Origin of the sequence: Rhizobium sp. SG2393, from assembly GCF_042610495.1 — a bacterium.
GTDB lineage: Bacteria > Pseudomonadota > Alphaproteobacteria > Rhizobiales > Rhizobiaceae > RU20A.
This window is the reverse complement of the sequence record NZ_JBHGAP010000014.1, coordinates 14,327-32,221: the sequence shown is the minus strand read 5'-3', so window position 1 is coordinate 32,221 and position 17,895 is coordinate 14,327. Positions and strand designations below refer to the sequence as shown.

The following is a 17,895-nucleotide window of genomic DNA, read 5'->3' as shown; positions in this document are numbered from 1 at the left end:
GGCAGCCCCAGTCGTTGCCGGAGACAGCTTCCATGGCCGCCTTCACCAGCGGCAGCTTCAGCGACTGCGTCAGGACCAGCACACTCGGGTTGGCTTTCGCCAGCCGCTCGACCGCCTGCTCCAACAGCTTGCCTTCGCGGAACGACACGGCCCGGACCAGCGAGGCGATGTGGACGTAGTGGCCGAGGATCGCATCCTCGGTCGGCTCGCCCTCGGCAATGGCGGCGATGGCGCGATCGATCAGCAGATCGAGATCGGCCTCGACGTCGGCGAAGCGCACCAGATGCGGATGACGGCGCAACACCGCAGGCTGCCGGACCGATGCGTTCGACGGCGTATTGCGGCCGAGGCCGAACGGCCGCGGGCGGGAGAGGCAAGCCGCTGCCAGGGCATCCGGGTTGCGGTTGGCGCCAGAACGGAGAACTTCCCCATGGGGGACAGAAACGGTATTCGTGCTCATAGCCCGATTCCTTCTACAACAAGGTTGACGGTCAGGCCCATGTCGATGTTACCAGCATCGGCTTGGGCCGTCTTGTTCCGGCCATCCAGAACGCCCTTAACCTGGCAGGACCCGAGGTCGGGCTCAAGGACCCCGATCGCAAAAAGAGAACAAAGCCGGTACAAGGTTAACGCCGGGCTCACGGCCACCAGGAAGCGTGTCGCGCCTTCCAATCCAGCAAGCCTCCCGATCCGGACGTCGTGGCCGTCGAGCTTCGGCTGCGGCGCGCATGAGAAAGGGCCGACAAGCGGCCCTCTCGATCGTCATGCAAAGTCTGGTCGTCCGGGCCCGAGCCTCAAACCGCGGCGGCAGGTGGTGCGGCGGGCGTGATCGCATCCATGAACGTGGGGCGCCGAAGCTTTTTCGTCGGCGCGGCCAGGGTTTCGGTCACCGTCGGGATCGTGTCCTCCGGCGTCGTCTCAGGGATCGACACGTCGACGTCGGAGCCGAAGGCCGCGGCCACGGAGGTCACCGCGTTTTCGATCGATCGCGCAGCGGATGCCACCGGCTCGAAAGCCCTGGATGTCTCGGCCACCACAGCCGCTGCTTCGGGCACCGCGACGTCAGGGCTCGGTGCGTCCGGGTCCGTCGGAACGGATTTCTTCGCCGTCGCCCAGGTCAGCGTCGGCACGACCTCCGTTTCCAGCCAGGTCCGAAGCTCTGTCTTGTCAGGCCACGTGGTCTCGCTGCCCATCTTGTAGAGCGAAGCACTCACCGCGGCCCAGCGCGAGCCGGCCGGCAGCGGGGTCGGATGGATGACATAGGCTGCCGTTTCGTGCGGCGCCACGAACTCCGCAAGGCTACCCAACTCTTGATGTGCAAGACGTGCCGTCAGTGCAACCTCTTTGACGAGCTTCGTCTTCACGATGTTCTTCTTCTCCAACGCCTCAGCCACATGGGTGAGGATTTCCGCGATGTGCGCCTCGAACGCCTTCATCCCATCGCGCACCTTGATGGCGATGATCGCCTTCAGCCCGTCGAGCCCGCCAGCATCGTAAGGGTCGATGGTCGGCGTCTCGCCCATATCCGACGTCGACCGCGCGATAATCGCCGTGACATCCTGAACACGCAGCCGATCATGCGTGCTGGCAAAGCCGATGATTTCCTCGACTTGCTCCGGCGTTGCCGCACTCATCTTTCCGAGCACGGTCGGACCCACGGCAAGCGCAACCAGGATACCCTTATGGGCCTGAAGGTTGCGGTAGACCGCGCGCTTGGTGCGCACGTGCCGCGCGGTGTAGCCGCAGCATTCCACCGCCCATTTCTCCAGGGTGCCTTCCGGCAGGAGCGTGGCGATCCTCTCAAGCCGCTCCCCTTCCTCGAAGGCATCCTCGGTCGATCGGCGCCGCGTACCGATGAGCAGCTTGGCTTCCTCCTCCAGCACGCTCTTCAACTCATCGCTGATGTCGTGCTCCTCGTAGAAGGGGCGGGCGCTGTGGGCCGATGCGGCCGCTTTTGTGATGGCGTTCATAGTCGTTCTCCATGTTTGCTTTCAGTCGCAAGATCTAGCGACCTTGCGAAGACTATTGTCGCACACCGATCAAGCAAGTAAACCAACCGGGAGTTTTGCAATAATTGCTAACCAAGAGATATGCTTCAAACGATACTACAGATACTTCCAAATCGACCGCTTTACCGCCCCAGCGCCGGAATCTTGCTTTCCGTTGAGGCAAGTAAAATCCACACTTAATGCGTGTGCTATTCGGGGCGATTTCCGGCCCTCAGCAGGCGCGCACCTCTTTCAACATCCCGCGGCGCCTGGTACCCAGAACAGACCGTCTGCAACCCGTTTGCATGGAAGAGCGCGCTGATGGCCAAGGCCATTCTGACGACCAAGATCGATCCGACCTATGATGATCTGCCCGAGCAGCGGTATCACTTCCCGCGCACCTATCTGCGCCAGGTCGAAGCCGCCCGCGGCGACTGGATCGTCTACTACGAGCCACGGCGGCCAAGCGGCGACCTGATGAAGTCGGGTGGCAAGCAGGTTTACTTCGCGACGGCCCGGATCTCCGACGTCATCGAGGATCCGTCAAAGGCCGACCACTTCTATGCACTGATCGAGGACTTCCTGCCCTTCGACCACGCCGTGCCATTCAGGGAGGCGGACCACTATTATGAGAGCGGCCTGCGCAAGGAAGATGGCTCCACGAACAAGGGCGCATTCGGTCGCGCGGTCCGCAACATCCCGGACGATCAATACGACCTCATCCTGGCTGCCGGCTTCGCGCATGTGCTCGGGCGACGGGATCGGGAACGCCCGGCGCCCGATCCGGTCGAGGAGGCGCGGATCGGCTTTGGTGAGAATCCGCAGATGCCATACGAGATCGACAGCATCGACCGCCAGATCGTAGCTCAGATCGTGCAGCGTCCGTTCCGGGACAGGGCGTTTTCTGCAGCGATCAAGGCGGCCTATCAGGACACCTGCGCCGTCACGGGCCTAAAGCTGATCAATGGCGGCGGCCGTTCGGAGGTCCAGGCTGCACACATCCGCCCGGTAGCCGACCGAGGGCCAGACAGCGTACGAAACGGCCTCGCACTCTCCGGCACCGTCCACTGGATGTTCGACCGCGGCCTGATCTCGGTCGATGACGACTACAGCCTGCTGATCGCGAGCGGCGGCGTGCCGGATACCATCACGCGCCTCATCAATCCCGAGCGGCGCCTGCTTGTACCGTCACGCCCGGACGAGCGGCCACATTCGCAGTTCCTGCAATATCACCGCGAGAAGGTGTTCAAGGGGTGAAGTAGCGGAAATTATTTCCGCGGAAATCTGGCACGGAATTCACTTGTCGGGCGGCGCGTAAAATAAATCGATCATCTCGCTTGTGTAGTCGCCACTATTGTCATTGAATTTCACGCGAATGTCTGGGTGCTCAAGGACGCTCACTGTTTTCTCACCGCCCATTGCAACAAGCTCCACCATATACGGTTCGTCACCACAGCCGCAGATGACGCGGCTTTGCATTGTGAGAACCGAGTCGCGATCTTCCTGCTTGGCTATATCGTATTGAATATCATCAATTTCTGCTTGGATCTCAAACCCCTCGCAACGAGGGTTTGGGCACGTAAACTTGATATCCAGCATTCTAATGGCTTCTTTCTAAAATTCGGCGCTTCCTACAAGCCACAACCTTTTGTATTTGCAGGCACCCATATACAAGTCTGAAATCGTGAACTGGTAAATGAAACGCCACTAAATCATAGGCGCTCTATCGGTGACGACAGCTCTGGATTGCCGAGACAGGAAAGTTGAATATTGTGGGCAATCCTGGAACGTTCGAATAGAAGCGACGGTCTAAGCCGAAAATGAGCGAATGAGTATTGCGAACGTGAGCGTACAGGAACTGAAATCTGCCCTTTGGGACGCGGCGAACACGCTGCGTGGATCGGCTGTCGATCGGACCGATTGGAAGGGCTACATCCTTCCACTGCTGTTTTTCAAGCGGATCTCGGATGTCTGGGACGAGGAGACCGAGGAAGCTCGTGAAGCTTATGGCGAGGCTGATCCCTCACTTTTCCCGGAGGTGCACCGATTTGTCCTACCCGAAGCCTGCCACTGGAAAGACATTCGACAGGTTGCCACAAACGTGGGGTCTGCACTTCAAAAAGCAATGCAGGATATAGAACGCGCGAATCCCGACACGCTTTATCGAGTCTTTGGATCGGCTGATTGGGGCAATAAGGAAAAGTTCAGCGATGAGCTGTTGAAGGACCTGGTCGAAGGATTTACGGCGATCCATCTTGGCAACAGGGCTGTGAGCACCGACATTCTGGGTGACGCCTACGAGTACCTTGTCGGGAAATTCGCCGACGTCACGCGCCGCAACAAGGCAGGTGAATTCTACACCCCGCGCAGCGTCGTCCGCATGATGGTCGAGATCCTCGATCCGAAGGAAGGCGAGAGTATTTACGACCCTGCGTGTGGGACAGGTGGCATGCTGCTCGGGGCGATTGAGCATGTGACGCGCAAGGGCGGCGATCCCCGCACCTTCTATGGTAAAATATATGGGCAGGAGAAAAACCTGACCACCGCCGCGATCGCGCGGATGAACCTCGTGTTGCACGGGATCGAGGACTTCCAGGTGGCTCGTGAAGACACGCTGCGCAATCCGGCCTTCACGGATTCCAGCACGGGAGGCCTCGCCACTTTCGACTGTGTAATTGCCAATCCGCCGTTCTCGCTCAAGGAGTGGGGCCGCGATCTATGGGAGACCGACCCTTGGGGCCGCGCCTTGTACGGCATCCCCCCGGAGAGCTATGGCGACTACGCATTTGTTCAGCACATGATCGCTTCCATGGCATCGTCAGGAAATAGCCGCATGGCCGTCGTCCTGCCGCAAGGCGCATTGTTCCGGAAGGCGGCCGAAGGCTCGATCCGCGAGGCCCTGCTGAAAAAGGACATGGTCGAGGCGGTCATCGGCCTTGCGCCGAACCTGTTCTACGGCACGCAGCTCGCTGGATGTGTCGTCATTCTGCGTCGCAAGAAGGCCGAAGCCCGGAAGAACAAGGTCCTGATCATCGACGCCTCCAGTCTGTTCCGCAAAGGGCGGGCGCAGAACTTCCTCGATCAGAAGCACAGCGACCAGATCGTCGCCTGGTACCGCACCTTCGAGGACGTGGAGGATCGCGCGAAAGTCGCGACCCTTGACGAAATCAAAAAGGAAGGCTGGACGCTGAATATATCACGCTACGTCCTGCCGCCGATCGGCCAGGACATTCCGGCGCTACCGGAGGCCGTCGAGGCGTTCAAGACCGCGCTTGCCGATGCGCGAGCCGCTGAAGACCACCTGCGCAAGGTTCTGACTGAGGGAGGGTGGCTGCAATGAGTGGGCTAACCCAACGCGATCTCGAAAGCTATCTCTGGGGTGCCGCCACGCTGCTGCGCGGACTGATCGATGCTAGCGATTATAAGCAGTACATCTTCCCGCTGCTCTTCTTCAAACGCCTGTCCGACGTATGGGACGAGGATTACCAACAGGCGCTCAACGAAACTGGCGATGGGGGCTATGCCACCGCTACTGCCAACGACCGCTTCGTGATCCCCGAAGGCGCGCATTGGAACGACGTGCGCGCTGCATCCCGCGATGTTGGGCGGGCTCTGCTGTCGGCCTTCCTTGCCATTGAGGCCGCAAACCCCGAACGCCTGCAGGGTGTCTTCGGCAATGCGAATTGGACCGACAAGGCCCAGATGCCCGACAGCACGCTGAAGAACCTGATCGAGCACTTCTCCAAACATGACCTGACCCTCGCTGCCGTGCCGGAGGACGAGCTTGGCAACGCCTACGAATACCTCATCAAGAAATTCGCCGATGACAGCGGCCACACCGCGCAGGAGTTCTACACCAACCGTACCCTCGTTCATCTGATGGCGCAGATGCTGGAGCCCCAGCCGGGCGAAAGCATCTATGACCCGACCTGCGGCACCGGTGGCATGCTTATTTCCTGCTTGGCCGAGGTGAAACGGCGTGGCGGCGACATCCGCACCACCGGCCTTTACGGGCAGGAGCTGATCACCATCACCGCCGCCATCGCGCGGATGAACCTGGTCATCCATGGCGTAGACGATTTCCACATTGCCAGCGGAAACACATTGGCCACGCCGGCCTTCGTGCAAGGCGACCGATTGCGCAGCTTCGACGTGGTCCTGGCTAACCCACCCTATTCCATAAAGAAATGGAATCGCGGTGCGTGGGAGCAGGATGCCTGGGGGCGCAACTTCCTTGGCACCCCACCGCAGGGGCGGGCGGATTACGCTTTCTTCCAGCACATCCTGTCGTCGATGCACCCGAGGACAGGACGCTGCGCGATCCTGTTTCCGCATGGCGTGCTGTTTCGCAACGAAGAGGCCGAGATGCGGCGCAGGCTGGTCGAATCCGACCGGGTCGAATGCGTGCTGGGGCTTGGGCCCGGGCTGTTCTACAACTCGCCGATGGAGGCCTGCGTGGTGATCTGCCGGTTGCAGAAACCCGAAGCGCGCAAGGGGCGCATCCTGTTCATCGATGCGGTGGCCGAGATTGCGCGCGAACGGGCGCAAAGCTTTCTGCGCCCGGATCATCAGGCACGCATCCTGTCGGCCTATAAGGCTTTTGCGGATGAGCCCGGCTTTGCCGCGGTGGCGGAGGTGACCGATGTGCTGGCGGCCGACGGCAACCTGTCGATTGCCCGCTATGTGAAGCGGCCCAACGGGGCGATGGCGGGTGGCGGTGCCACACTGGCGGCGACTTGGGCGGCGTTTGATGAGGACGGGCGCGAGTTCTGGTCGGGTATGGACGCTCTGGTGGACATGCTCGATGGCCTGACGCCTGGGGAGGATGCCGATGCTTGAGCGGCCGATTTCCAAGGCAGGGTGGACGCGCGTGCGGTTCGACCAGATCGCCACACAGATCAACGACCGGGTCGACAACCCCGCCGAGGCCGGGGTGGATCGCTATGTCGGGCTGGAACACCTCGATCCCGACAGCCTGCGCATCCGGCGCTGGGGTGAACCCACGGATGTGGAATCGACCAAGCTGCGGTTCCAGCCGGGCGACATCATCTTCGGCAAGCGGCGCGTCTATCAGCGCAAGGTGGCGGTGGCGGATTTCGAGGGCATCTGTTCGGCACATGCCATGGTGCTGCGCGCCAAGTCCGGCGCGGTGCTGCCCGAGTTTCTGCCCTTCTTCATGCAGAGCGACCTGTTCATGGAACGGGCGTTGAGCATCTCGGTCGGGTCGCTGTCGCCCACGATCAACTGGAAAGCGCTGGCGGCGGAGGAGTTCCTGCTGCCGCCGATCCAGGAGCAGGCGCGGTTGGTAGAGGTCATGAGTGCGGGTCGTAGCGCCACCGAAGCGATGGCTAATCTCCTATCTCGGCTGCGTGAGCTTCGAGCTTCAGTGGTTCTTGCTGTCACTGGCGGTGATGGTTCTGATGGCGCGGAATTGGTTCGGCTGGGAGAGATTTCGAACGTCGTTCGTGGTTCAACCCCACGTCCAGCAGGCGACCCACGCTATTTTGGTGGCGACCACATTCCATGGATCACCGTTGGAGAAATCACCAAGGATGACGGTGTCTATCTGGAGACTACCGAGGCACAACTGACCGAACTTGGGGCCAGCTTCAGCCGCCAAATCCCCTCCGGCACGGTTATTCTGTCCAATAGTGGTTGGACGCTTGGCGTTCCGAAAATTTTGCGCATCACTGGCTGCGCTAATGACGGCGTTGCAGCATTTCTTGACCTTGATCCGAGAATAGACCCTCTGTTTCTGTATTTCCGTCTTTTCGGGATGACTGAGTATCTGCGCAATGCAATTGCTGCCGGCGGCGACCAGCCCAACTTGAACACCGATCTAATTTCGAAGCTGACGATTCCGCTGCTATCTCTCGAACAGCAGTTAGGGGCCGTTGCGCAGGTGCATGCAGTTCAGGCCGAAATAGACAAGGCAAAGCTCAGGTTGACTGCTCAGCAGGAGCTGTATCGCAGCTTGGCTGGCACCGCATTAGTTTCAAGGGAATAGCTTGATGGCGTTCAACGAGTCCAACACCGTCGAAGCGCATCTGCGCGACCTTCTCGCGGGCGCGGCCTCGGCCCGCCCGACGCAACTCTCCATCGGCCTCGCCCGCACGGGCGGCAGGATCGCGGGCCTCGGCTGGCATTACGTCGCCCCGGCCGACCTTCCCCGCCAGCCGCAAGAGGTGCTGGTCGAAGCCCATCTGCGCGACGCCCTGATCCGCCTGAACCCCGACATCGCCGCGAACCCCGGCCGGGCCGATGACGTGCTCTACCGCCTGCGCGCCATCGTCATGGGTGCGCGGTCGGATGGCCTCGTGAAGGCGAACGAGGAATTTGCCGCTTGGGCACTGGGCGAACGTTCGATGCCCTTCGGCGCGAATGGCGAACACGTCACCATCCGCCTGATCGACTTCGATGATATCGAGAAGAACAGCTTTGTCGTCACCCAGCAGTTCACCATCCGCGCGGGCAAGACGGAAAAGCGCGCCGATCTGGTGCTGCTGGTCAACGGCATTCCGCTGGTGCTGATCGAGGCCAAGACGCCGGTGCGGTCCAGCCAAAGCTGGCTCGACGCCGCCTTGCAGGTGCATGACGACTATGAGCGGAACGTGCCGGAGCTGTTCGTGCCCAACGTCTTCTCAGTTGCGACCGAGGGCAAGGAGTTTCGCTACGGCTCGGTCCGGATGCCGGTGGATATGTGGGGCCCTTGGCGCGACGGTGACGGGCCGCAGACGATGGGCGCGGTGGAAAAGGCCGCCGCCTCGATGCTGCGCCCGGCGATGGTGCTGGATATGCTCGACAGCTTCACCGCCTTCGCCACCCAGAAGGGCAAGCACCGCATCAAGATCATCGCCCGCTATCAGCAGGTGGACGGCGTCAACAAGATCGTCGCGCGGGTCGTGGCGGGCCAGCCGCGCAAGGGGCTGATCTGGCACTTCCAGGGGTCGGGCAAATCGTTGCTGATGCTGTTCGCCGCGCGCAAGCTGCGGCTGCACCCGGCGCTGAAGAACCCCACGGTGCTGATCGTGGTAGACCGGATCGACCTCGACAGCCAGATTTCCGGCACCTTCTATGCGGCCGACATGCCGAACATGGTTCGCACTGAAAGCAGAAAAGAGCTGGCCGATCTGTTGGGCAAGGATGCTCGCAAGGTGGTGATCACGACGATCCATAAGTTCGCCGAGGCCGACGGCGTGATGAACGACCGCGATAACATCATCGTGCTGGTGGACGAGGCGCACCGCACCCAGGAAGGCGATCTTGGTCGCAAGATGCGCGAGGCGCTGCCGAACGCGTTCCTGTTCGGCCTGACCGGCACGCCCATCAACCGCGCCGACAAGAACACCTTCTACGCCTTCGGTGCCGACACAGATGAAGGCGGCTACATGAGCCGCTATGGCCTGAACGATTCAATCCGCGACGGGGCAACGAAGGAGCTGCATTTCGAGCCGCGATTGGTAGATCTGCACATCGACCAGAAGGCCATCGAGGAAGCCTATGCCGAACTAACGCAGGGCCTCACCGACGAGGACCGGGATCGGCTTGGCAAGGCGGCTGCTAAGATGTCGATCCTGGTCAAGGCTCCCGAGCGCATCCGCGCTATCTGCGCCGACATCGCCAAGCACTTCCATGAGAAGGTCTCCCCGAATGGCTTCGGGGCGCAGGTGGTGACCTTCGACCGCGAGAGCTGTCTGCTTTACAAACAGGAGCTGGACAAGCTCCTGCCGCCCGAGGTTTCTGACGTTGTCATCTCCGTCAACAGCGGTGAGCCGGAATATGCGCCCTACAAGCGCGACCGGGATGCCGAGGAAAAGCTGCTCGACCGCTTCCGCGATCCGAAGGACCCGTTGAAGATCATTATTGTAACCTCGAAGCTGCTCACCGGCTTCGATGCGCCTATCCTCCAGACGATGTATCTGGACAAGCCGCTTCGCGACCACACGCTCTTGCAGGCGATTTGCCGTACGAACCGCCCCTATGGCGAGCAGAAGACGCATGGCCTGATCGTCGACTACCTCGGCATCTTCGACGATGTGGCGCAGGCATTGAAGTTCGACGAGGAAGGCGTTCAAAAGGCGGTGTCGAACATCGCCGAACTGATCAACGCCCTGCCGGCCGCCCTGCAGAAGTGTCTTGCCTATTTCGCGGGCGTGGACCGCAGTTTAACCGGCTACGAGGGCCTGATCGCTGCGCAGGACTGCATCCCCAATAATGAACTCCGTGACGCTTTTGCAGCGGACTTCAGTGTGTTGGCTCGCATTTGGGAAGCACTGTCACCTGATCCAGTCCTTTCAAAATACGAAGGTGACTACCGGTGGCTGGGACAGGTCTACGAATCCTTGAAGCCGTCGAGCGGAACCGGCCGGTTGCTCTGGCATCGACTGGGCGCCAAGACCATCGAGCTGATACATGAAAATGTGCATGTGGACGCGGTCCGCGACGATCTCGATACTCTGGTCCTAGATGCCGAATTGCTTGAAACTGTGCTTGGCAATCCTGATCCCGAAAGGAAGGCCAAGGAAATCGCGGTCAAGTTGGCAGGTCGCCTTCGGAAGCATTCAGGAAATCCGAAGTTCAAGGCGTTGGGTGAGCGCTTGGAAGACCTGAGGAATCGACACCAGCAGGGACTTCTGTTGTCGATCGACTTCCTGAAAGAGCTTCTGACGCTGGCACGCGAGGTCGTGCAAACCGAGCGAGAGACGCCCGAGGAGGAGGAGCTTGATCGCGGAAAGGCGGCATTGACGGAGCTCTTCGAAGACGCCCGAAACGGCGATACGCCTGTAATGGTCAAACGGGTCGTGGATGACATCGACGAGATCGTGCGGGCAGTCCGCTTTGATGGATGGCAGGTAACGCACGCTGGCGAGCGCGAGGTGCGAAAGGCTTTGCGGCAGACGCTGTTCCGTTACAAGCTTCACCAGGATCAAGAGCTATTCGAGCGAGCCTATGGTTACATTCGGGAATATTACTGAGCGGAAAGGCATTTGATGAATCCGACGATATCAACAGAAACGCTTGTTGAAGAAATAAGTAAGGCGGCATTCACCGGAAATGCTGCCGCGTTTGTCGGCGCGGGCATCTCCACTCCTTCAAAGCTTCCGAACTGGATGGATCTGTTGCGTCCGTTAGCGGAACCTATGGGGCTGCAGATCACGGAGGATGACGACCTTCCAGGGATCGCCCAATATATCGTCAACATGTCTGCTGGATCTCGCACTTCGTTGTTCGCTAGAATACAAACCGCAATCAAACAGTCGAAGTCAAAACCAAATCACTACCATCAGTCGCTCGCCCGGAGCGCGATCGATTTGGTCTGGACTACTAACTACGACGATCTTTTGGAAACGGCCTACCCGGTTGGCGCTCCTGTTGTCCATTCGAGAGACACAGACATAGCGCACCACCATGAACCGGGGCGACGCGAGATTATTAAGGCGCACGGATGCATAAATCGCTCCTCTGCGGATGAGCTCGTCATTACGCGTGAAGATTTCGAAGATTATTTCGTGAAACATCCACTGATGGCGGAGCGACTGAGAAGCGATCTTCAGCGAAAAACATTTCTGTTCGCAGGCTACGGCTATGGTGATCCTAACATAGCAAGCATTTTGGTCGAGGCGCGAAGGCTGGCGCACAAGGTGCCGAAACAGCGTTACATGCTTCAACGGAAGGCTGACCCGAGCAAAGCTCCAGATGCCATTCAAAGGCAACAACAGTGGGCCATGGACCTGCGGCGAATAGGAATTGACTGCGCCATCGTAAACAACTTCGATGAGTACGCGGATGCTTTGGATAGCATTGCACTCAGGTCCAGAGGCCCAACGATGTATGTTACCGGTGGTCATACCGCAAACAGCAAATTGGCTGAAGAAGTCGGCAGAGAGCTAGCCAAGCGAACCGATGTTTCAGTTGTCTTGTTTGATGGACAGTCCACAGGCGCAAGCAGGAGCTTTATACAGGCGTTTGTAGATCAGGCAGCCAAGGATAGGATCGATTTCCGAGAGCGGATTCGGTACTTTCCCAATCCTTATGCACAAGTTCCCGCTCTCTCAAATGATCCCGAACTCTTGCCTCGCCTCAAGGAATGGCGGGCTGAGATGCTTCGATCGGCTAATACCGTCTTAGCCTTCGACGGAGGAATGGGAACTCGGGCCGAGGTCGAGCTTGCTGCTGATCTCGGGTGCAACATCTTGCTGTGCGCAGAAAACAGCGCGGGTTCGTCTGCTGGTCTGGCCCAGATCGCGCATATCCGGAAACTCCTTCCAGATGACCACGAGTACCTAAGCTCCACAGACAGCGGAACTCCGATGCAGCCTGCAGAAATAATCGACCTTGTGTTAGCAAAAATGCCTCAGTGGAAAAGTTGGTGACGCTTGTTTTTCGTCCAGATGGTGCTGCATTAGACGTTGGTCCCGGAAAGCCAACACGCGTCAACGCGTTGATCGGTGCCAGCCATCGTCGCAACGTTTCTGACCAGCTTCGCAAACTCGAGGCATTGCGTGCAACAGCCGCGCCATGCCAGATCGTTTCCGATTTGAGCATTGTCCAAAACAACCCTTCCATTTGGAAAGCAATACTAGATTTTGGGTACTTCGCTGCGACGTTACCGATTTACACGGTCGAACCTCGTCAACAGGGCATTGACGAACTAGAACTACTAGATCGAGTCAGGGAACAGGCCGAAGGTGGGGTTGGCATCATCACCATTCATCCTACCCCTACCCAGAAAATCATTACTCAGGCACAGTCTCGATTAGTGCCATTTACTTCCAGAGGCGGAGGCATTGTCATCAAAGACCTTGCGGTCTCGCGACGCCGGGAAAACGTTTATGTGCGCATATTGCCTGACATCATTGCTATCTGCCTGAAGTATAAAACCACGATCAGCCTTGGAGCTTCGTTCCGGTCTGCCAACATCTTCGATAGCGCCGATGCTGCACAGATGTCCGAGATCAGACTACAGCTCGAACTAGCCCAACAGATAAAGCGTGAAGGGGTTGGGGTCATCATCGAGTCGCCTGGTCATGCGCGGCCCAGTTCGATTGCGTTAATCGCGGACGCACTTTCATCAAGTGGTGTCCCAATTATGCCCTTAGGACCAATCCCCACAGACGTTGCCGTAGGGCAAGATCATGTTTCGTCCGCCATTGGAGCTACACTCATGGGCTTGAAAGGCGCCGCTCACATATTGGCTGCCGTCACCCGAGAAGAACACACGGGGAATATCCCGACAATTCCCTCGACAATCGAAGCAGTTAGGGCTGCGGCTATAGCCGCCCACGTGATCGACATAGAGATGCTCGGAGCGATCGATGAAGATCTGGCAATAACTGAGCGGCGCGCTGCCACACGCACCTGCGTCGATGGAAAGGTTAGCAAAGGGTGCAATCGATGCGCCGCCAAATGTCCGCTTTACGCAGTGTAAGGCGGAAATTATTTCCTCAATACGTCCGCGCAACATTTGCGATTAGGCAGTCGCATCGCCTACCAATGTGTTTCAGGTGCCGCTATTACGTTCTGCTCGGTGGGCACCCACTACCGCTTGTCAGTCCACGAGTCGATCAAGCGCACTGGCCTCAAGTTCAGGAATTTCCGCGGCCGTCACCATCTCCCATAGCCGCGCGACCCGGCCGATTTCATGGCTCGTCGTCGTTACAAAAAAGCGATCTCGAGCGCGAGAAGCTGCCACGAAAAAGGCCAAGGCTTCCTCATCCATGTCCGCACTTGAGAAAAATCCGTCGTTCTGAAGATGAAGAAAGAATACTGTGTGCGCCTCTAGCCCCTTGCTCTTATGAACAGTCATGAGCTTTACTTGATTTCTGCCCTGGAACTGCGTGATCGCCTCCTGCCAAGTCTCTGCCAAGTCTGCACACTCCTGCAGAAACTTGATGGTTGCGGAGTGTATGGCGGCGAACCTAGCAGGATTTGAATAATCTGGCGCCAGTTGTGAAAGCGTAGTCGTCTCGAGGGAATCGAAGATGGCCGTTGCAACGCTCTCGGCCGTGGTGCCTGACGGAGCGTTGGCCGTAGCGGCTCTAGCGAGCTTAACTGCCTCTCTGATTTTCTGCTCCACCTTTAGTTCGGCAGCCGGCCTGTCGTCCTGGTTACCAAAGATCGGACCGATCATGTTGCGCAGCCTATGGAACGGAGCGCCACTCCGGTCATCGATTGCCATCTGGAGCGCACAGATCACAACATCTGGTAGCGGCTCGGTCATCAGTTCCTGGATTTGAATTTCTCCTAGGGATCGCGCTTCGTTGCGAAGCGTGAGGCCTTCTTCGACAAAGGCGAACGCAAGTTTTTCCTCCAGCTTGTCTGCTCTTTGCCGCGCGAGAAGCATGAAGTCCTCAGGTTTGTACCGGCCGGAACCGACCGCCGCTGCGATGGACTTGGCGATAGCAGTGGCCTCTTCCCTTGCGTTCGGGAAATGAATTGCGCCATCTGTGAGGCGTGGAACGTCAGCTTCACCGCGTGCAGAAGTTACCGGGACTGCGTCAGGTTCTATGTCAGTTGCCATCGCATTTACGATCGCAACAATCCTTGGATTTGACCTGAAATTCGCGGTCAGAGCGATGACATCCGCGCTAAAATCTTGTGCAAATTCCTGGAAGATGCCGGATCTGGCTCCTGCAAAAGTCATGATTCGCTGCTTGCTGTCACCGACGGCCGTGATCACCGCGTCAGATCCCAGGAAAGCTTGCTTCAGCAACGCATACTGCAGTCCGGTCGTGTCCTGGAATTCGTCGAGAAACAAATGAGAATAGGTCAGACGCAGTGCAGACTGCACATTAGGATTATGAGCCAGGATCGTCATTGCCAGGGTGGAAATCATTCCGAACGTTAGCTGGTGGGTTCGGTCCCTTCTCAGACGCGCTGCCCAGTAATGAAGGCCCGCTTGATTAGAGAAATCATCTTTCTTGGGATTGAGCGGCAGCGGTCCCGCTTCGGCGGTTAGTGTCGCGTGACCACGCTCGAGCCCCGTTGCGCTTATTGAGATATTGGCATCTCGTCGAAGGCGGCCAGCGAAATCATCCCAGTCCTGCCAACGTGGCATTATTACTTCATAGTTCCGCTCCGGCCGGCACCATTCCGGAAGCGCCGAACGGAATCGGTCGACGATGCTCTTGGCAAAGGCGTCGAAGGTGTAGCTCTCCAGACGCAGCCCAAGATCTTCACCCGCCCGTGCAGTCACACGGTCCTTCAGGTTTTTTGCGGCATCACGCTTGAAGCTGATCGCGAGAATCCTTCGGGGTGCCTTGCAGGTGTTCGTTTCGAGAAGATAGCTGGCGCGTTGTGCCAGAAGCTCAGTCTTTCCCGCACCGGGACCTGCAACAATGGCTGCGCTTTTATCACTCTTAACAACGTCCAGGGCTGCAGAGTCTAGGTTGATACCATTTCCCGGATGCCATCGGGCTCGCTCGATAATCGACACTAGAAATCTCCCCGGATGTATGGAGAAAGCAGATCTTGGCAACGTCCAAACATGGCTACTAGCGGCTCGGGGCAATCGGCTTTCATCTTATCACTAGAGATATTCGATAGAGCCTCGACGTGGGAGACCGGCTTACTGTTCGACTTGAACAAGGCGTCATACTGCGCCAGTTCTAAGGCAGAGAAGCGATCCGCAGCCTGATAGGCGTCCAGGCCAGAACCATCTTTGCCGAAAACGGATTTCTTGTAGCTGTCGGCGTCATCCGGCGTATCAATCGACGCGACCTTACCATAGCTGTCCGGGTAAGATTTGATCATCATCATGTCTAGGTCGAGTTGGCTCGAGTAGAAGACATTGTTGAAGCGAAGCCATGACATCCAGAAACCAACTTCGATCCCTGTAAGAGAGTCCCATTCCCCAGCTTTTCGGGGGCGAGGAAGTGGCGGTGCATTCACACCGATCTTCTCGAGCTGGTCTGCCGCGTATTTCAATCGCCTCGGCCCAGCTCCTGAACGTCCGAGATCGTAGTCAAGAAGGGTTACATAAGGGATCTTTAGACCGTCCAGCAAACGCCAGAAATGATTGACATGTCTGCCTCCCAGTGGAACGAAGGCAACAAAAGCTGGATCCAGATCCATCTCGGGATCGAGTGATCGCGCGAGTCGTGGTAGCACAATTTCTTCAGAGCGCCCCTCGCCCAGTATCACCAAGCGGGCAAAATAGAGTTCGGGATGGCTCGCGACCGCTTCCTGGATAAATTTTCTGGCGTCAGAGTCGGCTCCAGGCAATGGAATCTCCTTCACGCGAGACGTAAGCGTGAGTGGATCCTGACGTACATAGCGCACCTGGTTGGGATCCACCCTACGCAAAGCGCTGGCTGAATGCGTCGTAAGAATCGCCATGACGGATTCGCTCTGTGCCTGCTCCCGCATCAGGTTGACCATTCGCGAGAGGTAGAAAGGTGCCAAGTGGTTTTCAGGTTCCTCAAGCGCAATAACCGTGAGCCAGGGCCGCGCGACTTCAACGGCGAGGAATCCCTCTGGCTTCATGCGGGTAAGTTCGTCATCAAGCTTGAAAAGCGTCACAACGATCGCGATGTAGAACAGTGATGCTTGCCCCTCGCTAAGTTCTTGCACAGACCTGTGTCGCCCACCAGGTCCCGGTCCGAGCGTTAATGAAAGCTCGCGAAGCGCCCGCTGAAGCTCCCGAGCGAGGACAGTTAAGCGAGGAGATCGAAGGTGACGACCTTCAAAAAGCCGGCCCCAGTTTATTGAAAGTTCTTCGCTGATCTTTTTGATGGCGGGCATGGCGTCAAACATGTTCTGCAGGGTTTCCCACTGCTTGGCCATCGACGCTCGACCGCCTTCCCAGTCCCCATGACGTTCAAGCCAGTTGAGCATTTCTCGAAGAGCGAGCTTCAGTATCGCATTACTGTCTCGTGTCGCGGGAAGGTATCGGATCTGGAAGCGCCGGCGATCGTTAGCAGAGAAGGGAAGCTTGGCAATGTCACGTTCTCCGAACGGCACGTCATCCAGGCTGGTGATCCAGAACATTTGCGAGCTAATATCGTCCTCGTCCATGCCGTAGATCCAACGCGCCTCCAATCGAATCCTTGCTTTGAGAGGTTGGCCGGGGCCGGATGATGACATCGCCCGAAAGATTTCGGGCACTGAATCCGCCTTGTCCTCATCAATTCCATCGCTCAGTTCGGGAAATGCCAGTATGACTTCGATCTCAATCTCTCTCCTGTCGACGGATCGAATCTGATCATCCGGCAGGCCAAGCTCGCCCGACCGATCGTCAAGCTCGTATTCCGAGCTTGCATTAGCATCCTCGACCGTACCAGGTGTTTCATCTGGGCCGAAATGGACGTCCTCACGCGTCAAACGACGGTCTTCCGCACGGGTTGCAAACAGCTTCTGTAGGGCGGCAATTATCGCCGTCTTTCCGGCCCCGTTTGCGCCGACTACCGCGGTGAGTGCAGGATCGAATGAAATGGTCTGCGCTTCATCTCCAAAGCAACGGAAATTCCGAAGCCTCAAACTCTCAATATGCATAAGACCCTCAGCGAACTCAGTTGACGTCAGCGATTCCATACAACCACCTAAAGCAGTGGCATGCAATTGAAGGGGGATACAACTCGAACTGGCGGGGGAGTCGGATGATCGGGCAAACTCTTTCGTTGCTTGGACTGTCAATCCCTCGGCTTAGTCAGGGCCTATTTTGTCCGCGCTACGGACGTGGCAATATCTGTGAAGCTACGGCGCTTTCAGAAGCTCCAGTGAACGGTGCGAACCACAGACTTGAGGGCGCGTCGCTTCCGCGCTCTGAGTGAGGGTACGGCACAGCGCCGATGATAGGCCGAACCCTTTTGGAGCTCGAACACCAGCGCGGCGAAAATCCGGAGGCGGCTCTGAGTTGACGAACGTGCTTAGCTCAGCGGCGCGCATGGCCCGGACGCGAAGGGCCGGA

The 17,895-nt window shown here is 58.1% G+C and carries 11 protein-coding genes and 1 pseudogene; 7 read left to right on the top strand and 5 right to left on the bottom strand.

Annotated features, from left to right (window positions below):
* Both ACED18_RS20290 and ACED18_RS20285 read right to left on the bottom strand, forming a co-directional pair.
* A pseudogene (locus ACED18_RS20290) lies at positions 1–460 on the bottom strand (hypothetical protein); the annotation flags it as partial.
* Between the two features lie 334 nt (positions 461–794).
* Complete coding sequence (locus ACED18_RS20285) at positions 795–1,970, bottom strand: hypothetical protein (RefSeq protein ID WP_377295415.1); 1,176 nt, start codon at positions 1,968–1,970, stop codon at positions 795–797.
* 339 nt (positions 1,971–2,309) lie between these two features.
* Here ACED18_RS20285 and ACED18_RS20280 point away from each other — a divergent pair, with 339 nt between their 5' ends.
* A complete protein-coding gene (locus tag ACED18_RS20280; RefSeq protein ID WP_377295414.1) occupies positions 2,310–3,245 on the top strand; it encodes an HNH endonuclease in 936 nt (311 codons plus the stop codon).
* Positions 3,246–3,284: 39 nt separating this feature from the next.
* On the opposite strand, the gene ACED18_RS20275 is transcribed toward ACED18_RS20280, so the two are convergent.
* Positions 3,285–3,587 carry a hypothetical protein gene (locus tag ACED18_RS20275; RefSeq protein ID WP_075632809.1) on the bottom strand — a complete coding sequence of 101 codons (303 nt, stop codon included), beginning with the start codon at positions 3,585–3,587 and terminating at the stop codon, positions 3,285–3,287.
* Between the two features lie 229 nt (positions 3,588–3,816).
* Here ACED18_RS20275 and ACED18_RS20270 point away from each other — a divergent pair, with 229 nt between their 5' ends.
* Genes ACED18_RS20270 through ACED18_RS20245 form a run of 6 tightly spaced genes read left to right on the top strand, consistent with a single transcriptional unit; the run spans position 3,817 to position 13,416 of the window.
* Entirely contained in the window at positions 3,817–5,328 is a 1,512-nt protein-coding gene (locus ACED18_RS20270) for an N-6 DNA methylase (protein WP_377295413.1), read from the top strand.
* Positions 5,325–6,827, top strand: a complete 1,503-nt coding sequence (locus ACED18_RS20265) for a class I SAM-dependent DNA methyltransferase (protein WP_075632807.1) — start codon at positions 5,325–5,327, stop codon at positions 6,825–6,827. The genes ACED18_RS20270 and ACED18_RS20265 overlap by 4 nt, the downstream gene beginning before the upstream one ends.
* Positions 6,820–7,995 carry a restriction endonuclease subunit S gene (locus ACED18_RS20260; protein WP_075632806.1) on the top strand — a complete coding sequence of 392 codons (1,176 nt, stop codon included), beginning with the start codon at positions 6,820–6,822 and terminating at the stop codon, positions 7,993–7,995. The genes ACED18_RS20265 and ACED18_RS20260 overlap by 8 nt, the downstream gene beginning before the upstream one ends.
* A 4-nt stretch (positions 7,996–7,999) precedes the next feature.
* On the top strand, positions 8,000–10,963 hold the full coding sequence (locus tag ACED18_RS20255) for a type I restriction endonuclease subunit R (protein WP_377295412.1): 2,964 nt from the start codon (positions 8,000–8,002) through the stop codon (positions 10,961–10,963).
* A 15-nt stretch (positions 10,964–10,978) separates the two neighbouring features.
* A complete protein-coding gene (locus ACED18_RS20250; protein WP_377295411.1) occupies positions 10,979–12,361 on the top strand; it encodes an SIR2 family protein in 1,383 nt (460 codons plus the stop codon).
* On the top strand, positions 12,358–13,416 hold the full coding sequence (locus ACED18_RS20245) for a phosphomethylpyrimidine synthase ThiC (RefSeq protein ID WP_377295410.1): 1,059 nt from the start codon (positions 12,358–12,360) through the stop codon (positions 13,414–13,416). Before ACED18_RS20250 ends, ACED18_RS20245 begins: the two co-directional genes overlap by 4 nt.
* Positions 13,417–13,536: 120 nt before the next feature.
* Here the strand turns inward: ACED18_RS20245 and ACED18_RS20240 are convergent, their stop codons facing one another.
* Together ACED18_RS20240 and ACED18_RS20235 are read right to left on the bottom strand one after the other, a co-directional pair.
* The gene (locus ACED18_RS20240; RefSeq protein WP_377295409.1) at positions 13,537–15,423 is read right to left on the bottom strand and encodes a UvrD-helicase domain-containing protein; all 1,887 of its coding nucleotides are present in this window, start codon (positions 15,421–15,423) and stop codon (positions 13,537–13,539) included.
* A complete protein-coding gene (locus ACED18_RS20235; protein WP_377295408.1) occupies positions 15,423–17,519 on the bottom strand; it encodes an ATP-dependent endonuclease in 2,097 nt (698 codons plus the stop codon). Before ACED18_RS20235 ends, ACED18_RS20240 begins: the two co-directional genes overlap by 1 nt.
* Between the last annotated feature and the right edge of the window lie 376 nt (positions 17,520–17,895).

Excerpts from the sequence above, each read along its gene's own strand:
- ACED18_RS20270 (WP_377295413.1), top strand. The coding sequence starts at position 3,817 with ATGAGTATTGCGAACGTGAGCGTACAGGAACTGAAATCTGCCCTTTGG.
- ACED18_RS20280 (WP_377295414.1), top strand. The coding sequence starts at position 2,310 with ATGGCCAAGGCCATTCTGACGACCAAGATCGATCCGACCTATGATGAT.
- ACED18_RS20275 (WP_075632809.1), bottom strand. The coding sequence starts at position 3,587 with ATGCTGGATATCAAGTTTACGTGCCCAAACCCTCGTTGCGAGGGGTTT.
- ACED18_RS20250 (WP_377295411.1), top strand. The coding sequence starts at position 10,979 with ATGAATCCGACGATATCAACAGAAACGCTTGTTGAAGAAATAAGTAAG.
- ACED18_RS20235 (WP_377295408.1), bottom strand. The coding sequence starts at position 17,519 with ATGGAATCGCTGACGTCAACTGAGTTCGCTGAGGGTCTTATGCATATT.
- ACED18_RS20265 (WP_075632807.1), top strand. The coding sequence starts at position 5,325 with ATGAGTGGGCTAACCCAACGCGATCTCGAAAGCTATCTCTGGGGTGCC.
- ACED18_RS20285 (WP_377295415.1), bottom strand. The coding sequence starts at position 1,970 with ATGAACGCCATCACAAAAGCGGCCGCATCGGCCCACAGCGCCCGCCCC.
- ACED18_RS20255 (WP_377295412.1), top strand. The coding sequence starts at position 8,000 with ATGGCGTTCAACGAGTCCAACACCGTCGAAGCGCATCTGCGCGACCTT.
- ACED18_RS20260 (WP_075632806.1), top strand. The coding sequence starts at position 6,820 with ATGCTTGAGCGGCCGATTTCCAAGGCAGGGTGGACGCGCGTGCGGTTC.